General features: G+C 49.3%; 16 protein-coding genes and 1 pseudogene. 8 read left to right on the top strand and 9 right to left on the bottom strand.

All coding sequences use genetic code 11. The annotated features are described in order from the left end of the window. Positions 1–82: 82 nt before the first annotated feature. Together BZG77_RS03135 and BZG77_RS03130 are read left to right on the top strand one after the other, a co-directional pair. The gene (locus BZG77_RS03135; RefSeq protein ID WP_077646153.1) at positions 83–982 is read left to right on the top strand and encodes a LysR family transcriptional regulator; all 900 of its coding nucleotides are present in this window, start codon (positions 83–85) and stop codon (positions 980–982) included. A 171-nt stretch (positions 983–1153) separates the two neighbouring features. Then, positions 1154–2238, top strand: a pseudogene (locus BZG77_RS03130) (phosphoethanolamine transferase); the annotation flags it as partial. Between the two features lie 86 nt (positions 2239–2324). On the opposite strand, the gene BZG77_RS03125 reads toward BZG77_RS03130, so the two are convergent. From BZG77_RS03125 to BZG77_RS03105, 5 genes are all read right to left on the bottom strand, one after another. After that, positions 2325–2732, bottom strand: coding sequence for a hypothetical protein (locus tag BZG77_RS03125; protein WP_077646152.1), 408 nt, complete (start codon positions 2730–2732; stop codon positions 2325–2327). Positions 2733–2924: 192 nt separating this feature from the next. Beyond that, entirely contained in the window at positions 2925–5789 is a 2865-nt protein-coding gene (gene gcvP, locus BZG77_RS03120; protein WP_077646151.1) for an aminomethyl-transferring glycine dehydrogenase, read from the bottom strand. A gap of 15 nt (positions 5790–5804) precedes the next feature. Beyond that, positions 5805–6182: a glycine cleavage system protein GcvH gene (gene gcvH / locus BZG77_RS03115; RefSeq protein WP_021022957.1), complete on the bottom strand. Its 378-nt coding sequence runs from the start codon at positions 6180–6182 to the stop codon at positions 5805–5807. 127 nt (positions 6183–6309) lie between these two features. After that, entirely contained in the window at positions 6310–7608 is a 1299-nt protein-coding gene (locus BZG77_RS03110) for a serine hydroxymethyltransferase (protein ID WP_077646150.1), read from the bottom strand. A 26-nt stretch (positions 7609–7634) separates the two neighbouring features. Beyond that, the gene (locus tag BZG77_RS03105) at positions 7635–9035 is read right to left on the bottom strand and encodes an L-serine ammonia-lyase (protein ID WP_077646149.1); all 1401 of its coding nucleotides are present in this window, start codon (positions 9033–9035) and stop codon (positions 7635–7637) included. 580 nt (positions 9036–9615) lie between these two features. Here BZG77_RS03105 and BZG77_RS03100 point away from each other — a divergent pair. Together BZG77_RS03100 and gcvT are read left to right on the top strand one after the other, a co-directional pair. Continuing rightward, the gene (locus BZG77_RS03100) at positions 9616–10218 is read left to right on the top strand and encodes a helix-turn-helix domain-containing protein (RefSeq protein ID WP_069361010.1); all 603 of its coding nucleotides are present in this window, start codon (positions 9616–9618) and stop codon (positions 10216–10218) included. A 64-nt stretch (positions 10219–10282) separates the two neighbouring features. Further along, complete coding sequence (gene gcvT / locus BZG77_RS03095) at positions 10283–11398, top strand: glycine cleavage system aminomethyltransferase GcvT (protein WP_077646148.1); 1116 nt, start codon at positions 10283–10285, stop codon at positions 11396–11398. A 75-nt stretch (positions 11399–11473) separates the two neighbouring features. Here the strand turns inward: gcvT and BZG77_RS03090 are convergent, their stop codons facing one another. Both BZG77_RS03090 and BZG77_RS03085 read right to left on the bottom strand, forming a co-directional pair. Next, positions 11474–11821 carry a carboxymuconolactone decarboxylase family protein gene (locus BZG77_RS03090; RefSeq protein ID WP_077646147.1) on the bottom strand — a complete coding sequence of 116 codons (348 nt, stop codon included), beginning with the start codon at positions 11819–11821 and terminating at the stop codon, positions 11474–11476. A gap of 184 nt (positions 11822–12005) precedes the next feature. After that, the gene (locus tag BZG77_RS03085) at positions 12006–12779 is read right to left on the bottom strand and encodes an EAL domain-containing protein (protein ID WP_077646146.1); all 774 of its coding nucleotides are present in this window, start codon (positions 12777–12779) and stop codon (positions 12006–12008) included. A gap of 453 nt (positions 12780–13232) precedes the next feature. On the opposite strand from BZG77_RS03085, the gene BZG77_RS03080 reads away from it, so the two are divergent. Next, positions 13233–13847: a DNA-J related domain-containing protein gene (locus BZG77_RS03080; RefSeq protein ID WP_077460921.1), complete on the top strand. Its 615-nt coding sequence runs from the start codon at positions 13233–13235 to the stop codon at positions 13845–13847. 141 nt (positions 13848–13988) lie between these two features. Here the strand turns inward: BZG77_RS03080 and BZG77_RS03075 are convergent, their stop codons facing one another. Further along, positions 13989–14285: a DUF406 family protein gene (locus BZG77_RS03075; RefSeq protein WP_077646145.1), complete on the bottom strand. Its 297-nt coding sequence runs from the start codon at positions 14283–14285 to the stop codon at positions 13989–13991. Between the two features lie 247 nt (positions 14286–14532). Further along, positions 14533–16188, bottom strand: a complete 1656-nt coding sequence (locus tag BZG77_RS03070) for an AMP-binding protein (RefSeq protein ID WP_077646144.1) — start codon at positions 16186–16188, stop codon at positions 14533–14535. A gap of 367 nt (positions 16189–16555) precedes the next feature. Between BZG77_RS03070 and BZG77_RS03065 the strand changes: the two genes are divergently transcribed. From BZG77_RS03065 to BZG77_RS03050, 3 genes are all read left to right on the top strand, one after another. Continuing rightward, on the top strand, positions 16556–17041 hold the full coding sequence (locus BZG77_RS03065) for a TetR/AcrR family transcriptional regulator (protein ID WP_077646143.1): 486 nt from the start codon (positions 16556–16558) through the stop codon (positions 17039–17041). Positions 17042–17376: 335 nt separating this feature from the next. Beyond that, entirely contained in the window at positions 17377–17763 is a 387-nt protein-coding gene (locus tag BZG77_RS03055; RefSeq protein ID WP_077646141.1) for a hypothetical protein, read from the top strand. A gap of 142 nt (positions 17764–17905) precedes the next feature. After that, positions 17906–19026 (top strand): acetate kinase (locus BZG77_RS03050; RefSeq protein WP_077646140.1); only part of this gene is annotated, 1121 nt, incomplete at its 3' end.

Genomic DNA, 19026 nt, shown 5'->3' with positions numbered 1-19026 from the left:
GCAGAGAGTGAATAAAGTGACTTTTTTTTATTTAAACTATGCCAAAATGGCATGGTTAATGATTAGCTTTTAAGGGCCGTTTATGGATATTCGTGCGTTGCGCTATTTTATTGCCTTGGTGGAAAAGCAGAGTTTTACTGCGGCATCGGCGTCGTTGCATGTGACGCAACCGACAATCAGCAAAATGGTGCGTAATCTTGAGCAAGATGTGGGTCAGCCGTTGTTGCACCGAGAGGGAAGGCGGTTTTGGTTAACCGATGCTGGTGAGGTGGTGTATCAGCGCGCGCAGAGCATTATTGCTGAGTTCGAGCAGCTAAATACCGAGCTCGACGATCTCAACCAACTGGCGCGCGGCCAGCTTAGATTGGGGATGCCACCGATGATAGGGCCGCTGTACGCCAACGTGTTGCGTGAATACCGCCAGCGATATCCGAACGTGGCGYTCAGTATTGTCGAATACGGGGGGCGGCGCACCGAACAAGCATTGATTAATGGTGAGATTGATCTAGCAATCACCATGCTCACCGATACCCAGCCCGAGCGCTTACAAAGCTTACCCCTACAAACTCACCCCATTTATGCTGTGCTGCCTAATCAAGCCGCGTGGCGTGCGCAAAAAAGCCTGACATGGCAGGCTGTCAAAGACGAGCCGTTTTATCTGTATAGCGCTGAATTTACCTTAAGCGACCGGATTATTGCCCGCTGCGAAGAGCATGGTTATCAGCCCACCATTGCCGCGCGTAGCAGTCAGTGGGATTTTTTAGCCGCCTTGGTGAAAAGTGGTGCTGGGGTGGCGTTCTTACCTGCGCCCTTGTGCCAGCGCCTCAGCGCCAGCTTGGAAGACAGTGAGTTATTGCTGGTGAAACCGATAAGCCCGGCGATTGAATGGCAACTTGGGTTAGTCTGGCACGGCGAGCGCTATGTCTCACGCACCGCCGAGGCCTGGATGCAGTTGTGCCAGTCGGCAGAGGTGCATCGATAGACTCACCAAAGAAAAGCACTTTGGAAGTATGCTCCAAATAGAACTTTCTCCCTTGCTCAGTTTTCGCGAGCGTGGTTTCCGCCGTGTCATGGAGTAATGTCGAAATTTATCTTGCAGAGTAAGTTGAGCCAGAGTAAGAATGAAACAATGATTCCGCGCCCACTTCTCGAAGTGCGTAAACTCATTATACCGACACAATATGTTTATAGTCTTTCTGGCTATGTAAAAGAGCGGTTTTTTTCCTCTCCCATCCCTTATGTAAACGTGGGGGAAGATGCGAAGCAATCAGATTTAGCTCTTCATCATTCAAAAGATAAACCCAACTTGTTAGTCTTTGTCGTTGGTGAAACAGCGCGATCTCAAAATTATCAAGCAAACGGCTATACGAGACCAACGACGCCTTATACCGCCTCTCAGGGTGTCATTTCATTTCTCGATGTGACGTCTTGCGGTACAGCAACAGCTATTTCTGTGCCGTGCATGTTTTCTCTATCACCACGCGAAAGCTTTGACCGGCATCGCGCCGAATACCAGGATAACGCAATAGATATTTTAAAGCGCGCTGGTGTAGATATACTGTGGAAAGAAAACGATGGCGGTGATAAGGGCGTAGCTAAGAATGTAAAAAAATAGAAATTGATAGGCGTAGACAAGATGAACTGTGTAATGGAAGTACGTGCTACGACATGGCCCTAATTGAACACATCAACAACGATATCGATGAAATGCAAGGTAATCGGATCATATTCTTACATCCCATTGGTAGTTATGGTCCAACGTACTTTCAGCGTTACCCTAAAGACATGGCGTATTTTCAGCCTGACTGTGCGCGCTCAGATATCGAAAACTGTGAAAGAGAAATTATCATCAACAGCTACGATAACACCATCCGTTATACGGACTATGTGTTGAGCAAAGTGATTGAAACGCTGAAAGATAAAAGCGATCAGTATAATACCGCGATGATGTACGTCTCTGATCATGGTGAATCACTGGGTGAAAATGGCGTTTACTTGCATGGTCTTCCGTATCGCTTTGCTCTTGATTATCAAAAGAAAGTACCGCTAATGGTATGGCTCTCGGATGGTTTTAAGTAAGCCAAGTCTCTCAATGCCTCGTGTTTGCGCGAAAAAGCGATGGAGAAAGACCATTACTCCCACGACAATATTTTTCATTCGTTACTTGGCGTGATGGACATAAAAACGCGTGTCTATCAGCCCGACAACGACATATTTTCTTCATGCCGGATGCAATAGCTGGATGATACATCATCCTTAAATGAGAGCGAGCCCTAATAAGGCTCGCTGATGTGCATGGTTTGGCGTGATGAGCATAGGTTTATCTAAAACGAATACGTCACGCCCAGCGCGCCGCCAAGTTGCAACTCTGGACCGCCGTGGAAGTTAAGCTCTGGATGGACTTGGCCGTAGGCAGTGATCTGCTTGGTGATTTCCCAATCTAATCCTATCGGTAAACGAACGCCATAGTCGTCGTCCCACTCCGCCCAGCCACCGGCGCCTACATACCAATCAACCGGGACATCGGGGTTATCAAAAGTGCCTTGTTGAAAAAGATAATCAAATGCGGTGCCATCATTGCCGAGGGTAAAACGGTATTGATCGTCGATTTCCAGTACAGCGCTTAGTTGTTGATCAACGGCGAGACCCGCCGAGATGCTGGTTTTTTCTTGCGCCACCGCTTGAGTCGTGAGACCAAGTGCGAGCAGGAGACCGAGAGCGATAGGTTTCATAGTGTGCCTTAATACTGCTTTTTCAGATGGCACAGAATGTAGCGGTGTTCGGAGAACAATCTGTCAAGCGTATGTCAGCGACATTTAAAAGTTCATACGCTTATGTCAGCGTTTGCCCAGAGAAAGCCATTCATAAAAAAGGCGAGCCGAGCGGCTCGCCTTTAACATCACTCTTTTCGCGAGCGGAACGGATTACTCATCCATATAGTTTTCAATGCTAGGGCAAGAGCAAATCAGGTTGCGGTCACCGTAGACGTTATCGACACGGTTGACCGATGGCCAGTATTTGCTTGCCTTGTTATGGGCAGATGGGAAGCAAGCTAGCTCACGTGAATAAGCGTGGGACCACTCGTCAGCCATCAGGTCTGCTTGGGTGTGGGGGGCATTGACCAATGGGTTGTCTTCCAGCGTCCATTCACCATCTTGTACCTTGGCAATTTCCTCGCGGATGGCAATCATGGCATCACAGAAGCGATCCAATTCCTCTTGGCTTTCACTTTCGGTCGGCTCAACCATCAGCGTACCCGCGACCGGGAACGACATGGTCGGCGCGTGGAAGCCATAATCCATCAAGCGTTTGGCGATGTCTTCTTCGCTGATACCTGATGCCTCTTTGAGCGGACGAATGTCGATAATACATTCGTGCGCAATGCGTCCGTTTTTGCCGCGATAGAGAACGGGGTAGTAGGGACGCAAACGCTCCATCACATAGTTGGCGCTGAGAATCGCCAACTCGGTCGCGCGCGTCAGGCCTTGTTCACCCATCATGGCGATGTACGCCCATGAAATAGGAAGAATCGAGGCGCTACCCATTGGTGCAGCCGAGACGGCAAATTCGTCGCCTTGCTCCACATGACCGGGAAGGAAAGGCGCAAGGTGCGATTTCACGCCAATCGGTCCCATACCTGGGCCGCCGCCACCGTGGGGAATACAGAAGGTTTTGTGCAGGTTGAGGTGCGAGACGTCTGAGCCAATGTAGCCCGGCGTTGTCAGACCCACTTGCGCATTCATGTTGGCGCCATCCAAGTAAACTTGGCCGCCTGCCTCGTGCACCAGCTCGCACACTTGCTGCACGGTTTCTTCGTACACACCATGTGTCGATGGGTAGGTGATCATTATGCACGAGAGCGCATCGCGGTGTTTGTCGATCTTGGCTTTCAGATCGTCAATGTCGATATTGCCATCGTCATCACAGCCTACTACAACCACTTTCATCGAAACCATGGCCGCGGAGGCAGGGTTGGTGCCGTGCGCGGAGCTTGGGATCAAGCACACGTTGCGGTGACTGTCGCCTCGGCTTTCATGGTAGCGCTGAATCGCGATTAAGCCCGCATACTCTCCTTGCGCGCCTGAGTTCGGCTGCATAGAGATCTCGTCGTAGCCGGTGATTTCACACAGCATGTCACGCAGTGATTTGCCCAGTGTTTGATAGCCTTTGGCTTGCTCCAATGGCACAAACGGGTGCAGGGCGCCAAACTCTGGCCAGGTGACAGGGATCATCTCAGCTGCGGCGTTGAGCTTCATGGTACAGCTACCTAGCGGGATCATGCCGTGGGTGAGGGAAAAGTCTTTGTTTTCCAGCGCCTTCATATACCGCATCAGCTTGGTTTCACTGTGATAGCGGTTAAAGACAGGGTGCGTTAGGTACGCGCTACTGCGGCGGCATACGGCAGGGATCGCGGCAAATTCATCGGCTTCAATGTCGCTCGCCACGGCACCTGCATCGCCTTGACCGGTGAGTGCGGTGAGCAGTTGATTGACTTCTGCCAGTGTGCTCGCTTCATCAAAGCTCGCGCCAAGTTGGCCATCCAGTTTACGCAAGTTAAAACCAGCATCTTGCGCTTGTTGGTACAAGGCATCGGTTTGCTCGCCTGTGTTGAGCGTGACGGTATCAAAGAAGCTATCGTGCGCGAGGCTCAACCCGGCTGCTTGTATCGATTTGGCGAACAGCGCGGTGAGGTGATGCACGCGGCGAGCAATTTTCTTTAAGCCTTCTGGACCGTGATACACCGCGTAAAAAGCAGCCATGTTGGCCAGCAAGGCTTGAGCGGTACAAATATTGGAAGTCGCTTTTTCACGGCGAATATGTTGCTCACGCGTTTGCATCGCCATGCGCAGGGCTTGTTTGCCTTTGCTATCGACCGATACGCCAATCACACGGCCAGGCATGGTGCGCTTTAGCTTGTCGCGTGTCGCCATAAAGGCGGCGTGTGGGCCCCCGTAACCCATAGGCACACCAAAGCGTTGTGCCGACCCAATCACTACATCCGCGCCCATTTCACCCGGCGCTTTAAGCAAAGTGAGTGAAAGCAGATCGGTAGCAACCGCGACCAGCGTCTTCTTGCTTTGTGCTTCTGCGATAAGCGCACTGAGATCGCGCACTTCGCCGGTGGTGCCGGGGTATTGGAGTAGGGCGCCAAATACATCGTGCTGATCCAGCTTGTCCGTGTCATCAACAATGATGTCAAAACCTAAGAAGTTGGCACGCGTTTTAATCACATCCAAGGTTTGTGGGTGCACATCGCTGGCAACAAAAAAGGCGTTGCCTTTGTGCTTGCCGCCACGCTTACACAGGGTCATGGCTTCTGCCGCGGCAGTGGCTTCGTCGAGCAGCGACGCGTTGGCCAAATCCATCCCCGTTAAGTCCATCACCATTTGCTGGAAGTTCAGTAAGGATTCTAATCGGCCTTGCGAGATCTCGGGCTGATAAGGCGTATAAGCGGTATACCAGCCAGGGTTTTCCAGCACATTACGTAAAATAGGCGGTGGGGTATGAGTGTGGTAGTAACCCTGGCCAATCAAGCTTCGCTTTATCGTATTTTGCGCAGCAATGTCGCTCAGTTCCGCCAGCATCTGGGTTTCGCTTTTCGGCGCACTCAGATTAAGCGGCTTTGGCAAACGGATATCCGCAGGAACGGTTTCTTCAATCACATGCTCAAGGCTGGTGGCATTGATCGCCGCCAGCATCGCGTCTTGTTGTTTGATATCCGGTCCATTGTGGCGAGCAATAAAATCGTTATCAGCCACTAAGCTATCGAGTAAACGCGTTTTAGTCATGATATTCGTCCTGAATTAGTCGTCGATGGCGGCAGCATAAGCATCCGCATCCATCAGATGATCCAAGTTGGTGTCGTCAGCGAGTTTAATCTTGGCAATCCACCCGCCCTCAAAAGGTTCGTCATTAACTAACTCTGGGCTGTCTTCTAAATCGTCGTTAATGGCGACAACTTCACCATCAACCGGTGCATAGATATCAGAGGCGGCTTTTACCGATTCCACCAGAGAAAAGCTTTCACCTTTTTCAGTACTGTCACCCACCTCAGGTAGATCGACAAACACGACATCGCCAAGTAGGCCTTGGGCATGATCAGTGATCCCCATGGTGACTGTGCCATCGCCGTTGTCTTTGACCCACTCATGGCTTTCGGAATACTTCAGTGTCGCGTCCATTTGCTACTCTCCTGCTAAATTACGAACTGCTCGATTTATGAGCAATTTACATTGTAAATTGAGGCAAATACTATTTACCGCCTCACAATCCTAAGTAATTGATATATGGATGTTTATTGCTATGCCTTTATTGGCGATAAAGTGGGAAGCGGGCACATAGCTGTTGCACTTGTTTACGAATCCGCGCTTCAACCTCAGCGTTGCCGTCTGGTTCCTCAACTAAGGCATCTAATACATCGCCAATCCATTCACCGATTTGACGGAATTCTTCGGTGCCGAAGCCGCGGCTGGTGCCGGCTGGTGTACCGAGGCGAATACCCGATGTGATCATTGGCTTCTCGGTGTCGAATGGAATACCGTTCTTGTTACAAGTGATCCCCGCGCGCTCGAGTGCTTGTTCGGTTTGGTTGCCTTTTAGACCTTTCGGGCGCAAATCAACCAACATCAGATGAGTGTCAGTGCCGCCCGTGACAATGTCGCAGCCACGCGTTTGTAGAACTTCGGCCAGTACTTTGGCGTTAGCAACCACCTGATCAATATACAATTTAAACTCAGGCTCTAGCGCCTCACCAAATGCCACGGCTTTCGCGGCAATCACGTGCATTAATGGACCGCCTTGCAGGCCGGGGAATACCGCCGAATTGATCTTCTTATTGATATCCTCGTGATTGGTGAGGATCATACCACCGCGTGGGCCACGCAGGGTTTTATGCGTGGTGGTGGTGACCACATGCGCATGCGGCAGTGGTGATGGGTGGGCGCTGGTGGCCACTAAACCGGCAATGTGTGCCATATCGACCATCAGATAAGCGCCTACTTCATCGGCAATCGCGCGGAAGCGAGCAAAATCAATTGGGCGTGGGATAGCGCTGCCGCCGGCGATGATCATCTTAGGTTGGTGTTCACGCGCAAGAGCCGCGACATCGTCATAATCAATTTCTAGCGTTTCTTGATTAACACCGTATTGCACGGCATTAAACCACTTGCCTGATAACGCAGGGCGTGCCCCGTGAGTAAGATGGCCTCCGGCATCCAGTGACATACCCAAAATAGTGTCACCAGGTTGCAGCAGCGCCAGCATCACCGCACCGTTGGCTTGTGCGCCAGAGTGTGGCTGAACATTGACATACTCGCAGCTAAACAGCTGTTTGGCGCGGGCTTGAGCGATGGCTTCGACTTCATCGACGTGCTCGCAGCCGCCGTAATAGCGACGGCCCGGATAGCCTTCGGCGTACTTATTGGTTAGGCAGGTGCCTTGTGCTTGCATCACCGCTTGCGAAACGATGTTTTCTGATGCGATAAGCTCGATTTGCTGTTGTTGGCGTTTGTGTTCGGCTTGCACGGCGGACATCACGGCACCATCGGATTCCGATAAATTGGTGGAGAAAAACTGCTCCAATTCTACATTCGGGTAGCTCGGTTTCATTTCGCTTTCCTTGTTGGCGATGGTGGCTAACAGGCCACAACATTAATCGGGATCACATTGGTAGCGAGGCCACCTTGTGAGGTTTCTTTATATTTGCTCATCATGTCGAGGCCGGTCTCGTGCATGGTTTTAATCACGCTATCGAGTGAGACATGGTGTTGGCCGTCACCACCCATTGCCAACCGAGTCGCGTTAATCGCTTTCACGGCACCCATGGTATTGCGCTCAATGCAAGGGACTTGCACCAGGCCATCAATCGGGTCACAAGTGAGGCCGAGGTTATGCTCCATGCCGATTTCTGCCGCATTTTCAATTTGTTGATTACTTGCGCCCATGGCTGCGGCTAATCCGGCTGCTGCCATCGAACACGCCACGCCAATCTCTCCCTGACAACCGACTTCTGCTGCCGAAATCGAGGCATTGGTCTTGTATAAAGAGCCGATAGCCGCGGACGTGGCCATAAAGGTGCGGATCCCGTCTGGGTTATTGGGCGAGACAAACTTATCGTAATAAGCAAGCACGGCAGGGATCACGCCCGCGGCGCCATTGGTTGGGGCGGTGACCACTCGACCACCGGCGGCATTCTCTTCATTAACCGCCATCGCAAAGAGGTTGACCCAATCATTGGTATCTGTCGGTAATCCATGGGCTTGTTTATCGTGAATGGCGTCGTACATGCCTTTGGCACGTCGCTTAATGTTTAAACCGCCTGGCAGCACGCCGCCTTGTTGAACCCCGCGATCAATACACTCACGCATCACTTGCCATATATGGTCGAGCCCTTGATTGACGGTTTCATGCGTTGCTGCCGAGTCATGATACTGGGCGCGCGCAATTTCGTTGGTGAACATCAATTCGCTAATACTCATCCCGGTTCGATCACATTGCGCCAGCAGCGTTGCCGCACTATCAAATGGATAAGGTGGCGTGAAATTGGTTGCCAAGGCATCCGTTTCGCCCTCTTCGACCACAAAGCCGCCACCGACAGAGAAATAGGTCTTGCTGGTCAAGCAGTCACCGGCTTTATCATATGCGCTGACAGTCATGCCATTAGGATGCGCGGGGAGAACCTGATCATAATGAAAGGCAATATCTGCCTCCCAGTTAAATCGAATATAATGCCGGCCGGCAAAGGGCAGTTCGCCACCATTTTTAACCATATTAGTCATGGTATCGATTTCATCTGATTCGATAGTCGCGGGCATTTCGCCCATTAACCCCATCACACACGCCACGTCGGTGGCATGGCCTTTCCCGGTGAGCGCCAGTGAGCCGTATAAGTCCACTTTGACACGCTCGATATCGGTCACGGACAGTGTTTGCGCCGCATAGTGGCTAAAACGTGCGCAGGCCACCATCGGACCAACGGTGTGTGAGCTAGATGGCCCGACGCCTATCTTAAACAGGTCAAACATGCTGTGACTCATGGCCTGTCTCCTCAATCAGTAAGGTACGTTGTTGTCATGATTGTTGTTGTCCTGACATCGACGATGCCGACATTGCTTCACGTAGCATTCAACAGATTGGCGATGATTGCGCTTACTGTTGATTTAAACATTTTGTTAACGTACCTAAGCGTTCACTTTTCCGCAAAATAAATTTCCAATAAGAAACCTATGTTGTGATCCTGGAGACAAAACCTCCTCCTTTTGATACTATCTAACAACGGCGCAAACGTTTGCCTTTTTATCCTAAGCGAGGGTAAATTGCAAATCAATGCCAGCAACGCCGGGGAATATACTCGCTTTTTATTAAGTGAATGATTAATGAATATCTCTGTAATACCTTGTTTTTGCGAGTAAGATCATGATGAACTCAAGGTGCCGAGTGAGAGTGACAGGTCGGCTTCCTTGATCAATTCGCTGGCTAGGTCACGTTTATGATATCGATATTTTCCGATAGGAAACTTTTTTGTTAAAAGTGTTAAAGCGGCAAATACAGCGGGACAACCGATAGAGGCGAAAGCAGGTGACAACAGACCAATCAACACAGGATGTGTACCCGTCGATGCAGGTTGAGCGATCGCAACGCGAGGGTGACGCGCGCGAACCCATTGCACCATTGCGGCTGGGCCCGCGTTTAAAAGCCGTCAGGGTCGGGCTTGGGCTGACGCTTGAGGAGGCAAGCCAGCGCACTGGCTTGGCGCGTTCAACCTTATCCAAAATTGAAAATGAACAGATATCCCCGACTTTCCAAGCGATGCAGAAACTCGCGCACGGCTTGGATATCGATATTCCGCAACTGTTTGCCCCACCAAAAAAGCGGCAAGCAACAGGTCGGCGAGATGTGACGCTAGCGGGTCAGGGAAAAGCACACCCTACGGGTACCTACGAACATGAGTTATTGGCAACACAGCTAAGCAACAAAAAGATGATGCCGTTTAAGTCGCGGGTCAGGGCACGTGCGTTTGAGGATTATAGCGACTGGATTCGACACGACGGGGAAGAGTTTTTATTGGTGCTGGAAGGCAGCATCCAATTTTTTTCTGAGTTTTATGAAGCGATCACTCTCAATGAGGGTGACAGCGTATATTACGACGCCACCATGGGGCACATGCTAGCTTCCGTCAGTGATGACGATGCACTGATCTTATGGGTAACAGCGTCTTAACTAACCACATAAACGCATTGCTTAACTTGGGCAAGATGCCTGCGGGCACAATATGGAGAGAATAATGGCAGAGTTACTCACGACCCCGTTACACAGCCTGCACCTTGATATGGGCGCAAAAATGGTTCCTTTCGCTGGCTATGACATGCCAGTTCAGTATCCGCTGGGTGTGCGCAAAGAGCACCTTCATTGCCGTGAGCATGCAGGGTTGTTTGATGTTTCTCATATGGGGCAAATTCGTCTTCATGGCACGGACGCGGCCAAAGCATTAGAAGCGCTCGTCCCAGTTGATGTGTTGGATCTCCCTCAAGGTAAACAACGCTATGCCGTATTCACCAATGAGCAAGGTGGGATTCTTGATGATCTCATGATTGCGAACTTAGGCGATCACTTGTTCTTGGTGGTCAATGCCGCCTGCAAAGCCCAGGATATTCAGCATTTGCGCGATAATCTTAAAGGGGATGTGACTGTTGATGTTGTTGACGATCGCGCTTTGCTGGCCTTGCAAGGACCAAAAGCGGCCGAGGTGCTGGCGACCTTTAACCCGCAGGTCAGTGAGATGGTCTTTATGGATATTCAGCCTATTACGGTCAACGGCATTGAGTGTGTGGTGAGCCGCTCAGGTTACACTGGCGAAGATGGGTTTGAGATTTCGGTGCCGGCCGAGCATGCGGCGTCGTTGGCAAAAGCGTTGCTCGATGATGAGGCAGTAGAATGGATTGGCTTAGGTGCGCGGGATTCATTGCGTTTGGAGTGTGGCTTATGCCTGTATGGTCATGATTTGGACACCACCACTACGCCGGTTGAAGCAACCTTAATCTGGGCAATCAGTAAAGTTCGTCGCGCTGATGGTGAGCGCGCAGGTGGCTTTCCCGGTGAGCAAATCATTTTGGATCAAATAGCGACTAAAGCGGTGAGTCGGAAGCGGATTGGTTTAGTCGGTCAAAGCAAAGCGCCGGTCCGTGAAGGAAGTAAACTGTTTGATGCGGACGACAACCAAATTGGCATCGTGACCAGTGGCACCTTTGGCCCGACTAAAGGGATGCCCGTGGCGATGGGTTACCTCCCACCTGAGTTTATTGCCCCCGGCACCGAGGTATACGCTGAAGTGCGTGGCAAGAAATTGCCTATGACGGTCGAAAAAATGCCGTTTGTGCCGCAGCGGTATTACCGCGGGTAAATCGGTGGCTTATATATAGATGAAGAAGCGCAGTTGGCAGCGGCTGCGCTTTTTTAATGTCGTTTATTTTAAGTGTTACACCTCACTCAACTGCTCGACGGCTTCCAGAGCTTGAGAGCCGTAAATCAACGACGGACCACCGCCCATCACAATGGCAACATTAATTGCTTCTACGCATTCTTGCTTAGTCGCGCCGTGCTTTAAAGCGGCGGCGACGTGTGCGCCGATACAGCCATCACAGCGCGCGGCAATCCCAATCCCTAATGCAATCAATTCTTTGGTTTTTACATCGAGATCGCCTTCTGCCATTGCGGCGCGATGAAGCTGGCCAAATGCAGTCAGTGTCTCGCTGCTGTGTGCCTTAAATTGCTTGTTGAGAGCTAACTGTTGTTGGTTAATCTCTTGGTAGTCTTTTTTACTCATTCCCAATCGCTCCTTATTATTTAGATTATGCTAATTTATAATTTTTGCATGTAAGATGCAATCAAACTTTGCGGGATTTATTCATTCTCTCAAAAGCGTAGCTTGTCATTCGTTAAGGAACAATAAACAGCAACGGCGAGCGTGTCGGCTCGCCGTTTTATTGTTAGTGCGCCATCCCGTCGAGTTATTGACGATGGAAGGCCTCTAAACCAGGTGATTGATTAATTGCAGGTAATGATTCAAAACCTGGCTTAGCAATGTAGTAGCCTTGGAATAAATCGATACCCAGTTCGGCTAAACAAGCAAGCTCGGCTTCCGTTTCTACGCCCTCGGCAATAATTTGACGGCCAAGTTCGCGGCACATGGCAATACTATGGCGAACAATGGCCTGTTTCGTGGTGTCCGTATCAATATCGCGCACCAAGGCCATATCTAATTTGATGATATGCGTGTCGATATTGGCGAGAGCTGTTAGCCCCGAATAGCCCGAGCCAAAATCATCAATCGCGGTCAGAAAGCCTTGAGAGTGATAATGGTGAATGATGCGTTGAATGTGTTCGTAATCAAGCACTTCTTCGCCCTCAGTAAACTCGAAGAGGATTTTATCGAGCGGAAACTGGTTATCGCGTGCCGCTTTCAGCGTTGTTTGAATACAACGCTCAGGCTTGTAAACAGCATTAGGCATAAAGTTAATGCTGAGATAACAAGGGATTGCAAGATCTGCCGCTAATTTGACAGCCTTGATTCGGCAGGTTTGATCAAATTTATACTGATTATCTGCGTTGACATGCTTAAACACACTGCCTGCTCCACTGCCATCAATACCACGCGCCAACGCCTCATAAGCAAACACGGTTGCCGTTGAAAGTTGGATGATCGGTTGAAAAGCCATCGTAAAGGCAAAGGAAAGTGGCTGCGCACTTTTACACGCCTCACATTGTGAACTCGTTGATGCCATAAGCTTATGCCATTAATCAAATAATTAAATTTTTATGTTTATATCAAGATTAATGGCGTTCTCAATAGAATGCGAATTAAATGGCGCAAAGTATTCGAGTAAGCACGGTTTACTGTTGCTTAATGCAGGCTTAATCCATCGTGGTGCCTTGAAACATGGTGCTTTCAAGTAAATATATTCACTGACGTAACCTTAAAGATTCTTTATACGATTAATCAGTAATATACGGAACATTATGATTTTAAAAAATAAGTTGGCACCAGATATGCTTAGATTTTAACCGGCAATCAGAAAGTGTCATTGTAATGGCGGTATACTGGCCAACAACAATGGATTTTCCGATTATGACTACAAAACACTCAGAATTGGTTTATACCTTAAGTAAGGTGGTTTACGACCAAACCTAAGACGTGCCGGTTTAAAATAGCTGGCCAGTGACAGAGGACGAACGTCATGCTTGCTGAAAAACGGGATGAAATAGACAACCCCCTGATTTGGCCGATACTCAGTATTTTAGAGTCGACACGACAAAGTTGGAAAGTGCATCACCTGCTGGGTGAGTTGCGAAAAGATACCATGATGGCCCAACTCGATGATGACCCCCATCTTGATCTGTTTAAACGCAATTTCCTGATCATGAACGCCCTATATCAACTGCAAGAAATGTTGCTGCCCCAGCAATGGTTGCAGGTTGAATCCATGGATATTCAATTACAATGGCGTGTGGGAGGTCATGGTTTTGTGGCCAAAGAAATCGATTACCAGGATCCATTACGCGATTACTACATGGACTGGAACAACTATGATGCCAGCCAAGATGATGTCAAAGAATTGCTGTCTTCTTTTTGGAAGCATTACCAGCGCCACATCGGTAATGATACGCCAGGGACTGCGATGCTGGAGCGAAACAAAGCACTTAACGTGTTAGGTTTGGACGAAAATGCGAGCGAACATGAAATTCGTCGCCAGTGGCGGAAGATGGCCCTAAAATGGCATCCGGATCGCCCTGAGGGGGATGCGACAACATTCCGTGAAATGTGTGAAGCGTGGCAGAGCTTAAGGCTTTAACCGGCGGCGAGCGCGCTCACTGAGCCAGGGTGCTCGAATCATAGACAAATAATGAGCAGGGTGAGTGAATATGCACCCTGCTTCACGTTTTTGAAGCAAGCCTGCGTAATCGCCTGCATGCCACTAAAGCGTGCTTAATGCCTAGGCGTTGTTCAAACTGCGGCTACGCAGTTCAAAAATCAGCTTTTCAGCACTGCATTCAAATTGCATCTTAATCGTCAGTGCATCGTTTTTAATGTGCTGACTATCAAAGTCATGCTTCACAGCAGGATTAATACTTTTTGCTAGATCAAGATACTGCTCGAAGCGCGCCGCTATCGCCTCAGGGCTGTTGGCTTGAATGGTGACTTCTGCTATATCATCGCCCTCTGAGATGATGTAGCCAATCTCAGCACTTACACCGCAAGCATCGCAAGCGTCAGTTTGGTTCTCTTTCATGGTGTTCCCCTACGTAAACGCAGCCAATAACGTCACGTTTAAGACGTGGCTGCAAACCAGTGGTACGATCTTTAGCAAACACCTGCCTGTGGCACATTGAGATAGGTCAGGTTTTGATATCTTTTCTGTATTAATGATGGAAAAACTACCGGTGAACCAATCAAAAATAGCATCGAAAAAAGAAAGGGGTGGTGCTAATCGTATTGTCTTGCGGCGCCCCAACATAGATGACGGGGCGCCGGTGAAGCTATAGCAAGTCTTCTTCCCACTGCACGAGCGTGCCTTTTGGCCAGTGAGTGCCAAGATCGTGGTACTCCTGCTCCAGCTTATGGCGACGAATTTTTAAGGTCGGTGTCAGTTTACCGTTTTCAATACTCCATGGTTCTTTAATCATTAACACACCTTTAATTTGCTGGTGTGACTCAAGTTCACCATTGATAGTATCCACCACTTTTTTTACTCGACGCTCGTAACGAGCGCGATCAAAATGAGGGAAATGGTGTGGGAGCGCAAGTAGAATCGGTGCTGGCATGCCTGAGCCAATTACGCACAACATTTCAGCGTTTGATAATTCAAATAAGCGCTTTTCAATCGGTACAGGGGCGACAAATTTACCTTTGGCGGTTTTGAACGTATCATTTTTGCGCCCTGAGATACTGAGGTAGCCATCGCTGTCGAGCTCCCCTAAATCACCAGTATGCAACCAACCGTCGACCAAGGTTTCTTTGGTTGCTTCTTCATTTTTATAATAACCGCTAAACAGTCCTTGGCTTTTTACTAAGATTTCTTGGTCGTCTGCGATCTTGATTTCAACCCCTGGGCCAGCATTGCCAACGGTACCAATTTTATCGGCCCGGAAAGGATAATTAATGGTGCTGTAGGCATAACTTTCGGTCATGCCCCACGCTTCGGTGACATTCAACCCAATCTTGCGGTACCACTCCAGCAATGCCGGTGCGACAGGGGCGGACCCACAACCTAATACACGTGCTTGATCCAAGCCTAAGTTTTTAGCGACTTTATTTTTGACGATCGTACTCACTAACGGAATACGGAGCAGTAGGTTCAACTTACCGTCCGGCAGCTTCTCCTGGATTCGCTGTTGAAATAGGGTCCAAAGCCTCGGGACCGAAATAAACAGGGTTGGGCGATGCATTTTGACATCTTCAATGAAAGTATCGAGTGATTCAGGAAATGCCGTCGGGATCCCGCCGATAATGGCTGACCCCATGATGTATACACGCTCGGTAATATGGGCCAGTGGTAGGTAAGAGAACAAACGATCGTCAGGTTCGATACCAATATGATCGATCAACCGTTGCGCAGACCAGCAGTAACCGCCGTAGCTTAACATGGCTCCTTTAGGCGGCCCTGAGGTGCCCGATGTATAAACTAGCGACATGAGATCGCCATCAAGATGAACAGGACGTTCGTCTGACGGTGCGTGGTTGGCGATCAGATCGTGCCATTCGTAATGACAGTTTACGGTAGGATAAGGGAGAGCAATTGTTTTTAGGTTCGGCAGACTTTCTAACGAGGCCGTTAGCGCTTTACTGTCATCTAATTTACCCACAAACATTGCTTTCGATTCGCTGTGGTTGATGACATGATCGATAGTGTCGGTGCCCGCGGTAGGAAATATGGGCACACTTATGTAGCTTCCCATCATCATTGCTAAATCTGCGATAAACCACTCAGCACAGTTTTTTGATATCAGTGCGATTTTGTCACCCGGCTTAAGCCCCATATCGCGGAGCGCTGTTACCATTTTCTGGGCCTGCTCGGCGACCTCGGCAAAGGTATAATCATGAAAGCGGCGCCCGTGGATTTGGCGCAGAAAAACATGGTTTGGGCGCTCATCGGCCCAACGTAAGATCTGATCATGTGGTTTGATATGTGACATTGGACTTCCTCATTGTCGCAACGTGGAGATACGTTAAAACGTTATAATAATGTTAACTTACGGATCTTCGGGCACCATACGCAAGATAATCATTTAAACGACTGTCTAAATTATGACTGATGACACTATTTGCGGTGTTTTTTGCCTGACTTTTCAGTTTTTTTACCCCATTTTCAGGAGCCAATGCCAAAAGCTTGATCGGCCTCCGTATTCACATAAGACGTTTACTGTCAGGCTTTATTGGTGAGTCTGTACTATTTTTACTAAGGGCTAGGCTTTATCGCGAGCCAGACGCAAGTGCGAGCCAGACGGGCGCGCGTTACAGCACTGCGCCAACAGTGGCGATTGACGGGAGAACAGGTTACATATGCCTAAACGGAGTAAAGCGCAAACGCAACAGACCATTGAGCTCATCCTAGCAGAGGCGAAACACCAATTATTAATGCTTGGCTATGAGGGAATGTCGTATACCACGCTAAGCGAGGCGACCGGCGTATCGCGTACCGGGATTAGTCATCATTTTCCTCGAAAACAAGATTTTATGGTCGCGCTGGAGCCGTTTATCGTCGACAGCTTGCGCATGCCGCTTGATACAACCAGCACCATAAATGCGTTTATGACCAGTTGGATGCAGGCGATGCATGCAAACGGTGACTTCAAAGCCACGCTCAAACTCTGTTTCTATCTACTGATTAGTGGTAAAGCGGACAATGGTGCCGCATTTAGAATTCTAAAAGCCTTACAAAAAGAGTGTGAGCAGCATATGCAAACGGATCTCACCGTCGCTTTTTCGCAATTATTAGGTGCGAGCCTGTTACTGTGCCGTCAAAAAAGTGAGGGGCATGCGAAGTAACTGTATAGAGTGCCCGGTCCGATCAGGTTAGCKAGCAGACGCGGCGATAAAATTAACGCCCAACTGACAGACAGAGCGTAACTTTTTTGTTATATTAATCATGCTTTCAAAGCAATACATTTTTTGGAGATAATTATGAACAATACCGACCATCCTCCGAGTCGAAACGGAGAAAAATAGCGACCGTTGGTATTGTCTCTGCCAGTTTACCAGCCGTTGTTGATAGCTGGCCCCACCTGCTTTATTTTTCTCCTCTCGCTCTAACGCATAATGCTGCCTTTTAGGCGCTAGACGTTGTTGATGGTCGTTACCTGTTGCCAATCGGGAGATTCGCCATGACGGTAATGAACAACACCCTTGATAACACTGCAACTTTCTCAACCTCCGAGATCGTCGCGGCTCGTAATGCCTTTTTACAATACGAATTAACTCGGCAAGCCGAGCTACTCACCGTAATGCCAATCGAGGAATCTATGGGTGTTCTGCGGCACTGCTCGGTGGCTCATGTTCAACATTTGCTCGATATATTGGGCGAGCAAGGCCATCAGCGGCAAGCGGATGAATATGCGCACCGCCTTGGAGTGATACCACCAAGGACCAACCTCCTTTTGCATATGATGGAGACACTTCGCGCGCACCGCAAAGTCGTCACGATTATGTCGCTAGTAATCAGCACCATGGGGGTCGTTGGTTACTTGTCATTCTTGTTTTTGCCTAGTTGATGCGCACTTAGCTTGATCTTACGCAGTAAATTGTTGGGCAATTATGCTATCACTATAACGATAGTTGAATTATTCAAAAATATTTTAATAATGTAGAGGCGGCCACAAGCCGCGATCCCAATTCTACCAATAAGGTAAACCTATGAGTGATGCACTGGTACTCGTTATAAATTCAGGCAGTTCGTCTTTAAAGTTTGCACTGATGGACGCGCAAACAGGCGATGCTGTGATTTCAGGCGCCGGAGAGTGTTTTGGTCGTGATGACGCATGCATGAGCTGGAAAGTCGACGGCAACAAAACTGAAAAGACATTGAGTGCAGGAAGCGACCACCATCAAGAGGCCATGGACATTATTGTGGGCCTTATCGAAAACAACCAACTCAGTGATAAATTACAAGCTGTTGGGCACCGAGTGGTCCATGGTGGCGAAACCTTCAGTCAGGCGACGCTTATCGATGATGCCGTACTTGCACAGATCGATGCCTTGAAATCCTTGGCGCCACTGCACAACCCCGCTCACGTCGTTGGTATTAATGCCGCGCGTAAAGCTTTCCCCAACCTTCCTCAAGTCGCGGTTTTCGACACTGCATTCCATCAAACCATGCCGGAAAAAGCGTATCACTACGCGATCTCGCGTCAGCTCTACAATGATTATGGCATTCGTCGCTATGGTTTTCATGGCACCAGCCATTATTATGTCAGCCGAGAAGCAGCAAAATGGCTAAAACAAGCACCAGAACAAACCAACGTGATCACGGTGCATTTGGGCAATGGTGCGTCATTGTGTGCAGTGAAAGACGGTCAAAGTGTCGATACCAGCATGGGATTCACCCCATTGGCCGGTCTGATGATGGGCACTCGCTGTGGTGATATCGACCCATCTATTCTAGAGTTTTTATCGAAAAAAGGCCTCAGTATGGATCAAATCCATCATGAGCTGATCGATAAAGCAGGGCTCCTTGGTGTGTCTGAGCTCACTAATGATTGTCGTGGGCTGGTTGAAGCCGCGGAAGAAGGCCACAGAGGTGCGCAACTCGCGCTGGAAATGTTTGCTTATCGCGTCGCAAAATACATCGCAAGTTACATGGTGCCTTTATCTCGCTTGGATGGGATTGTTTTCACGGGTGGAATTGGCGAAAACTCACTGCCAGTCCGTGAGATGATCCTAAAAGAACTCGCGATTTTCGGTTATCAGTCAGATGCCGACGCCAACGCCGCCGCGCGGTTCGGTGCCGCAGGACAAATCACAACACAAGATTCACC

The sequence above is a fragment of the Salinivibrio sp. IB643 genome (assembly GCF_001996105.1).
In the GTDB taxonomy this organism is placed as follows: domain Bacteria; phylum Pseudomonadota; class Gammaproteobacteria; order Enterobacterales; family Vibrionaceae; genus Salinivibrio; species Salinivibrio costicola.
Note: the sequence above shows the minus strand (reverse complement) of the source record. Positions and strands in the feature narration are given on the sequence as shown.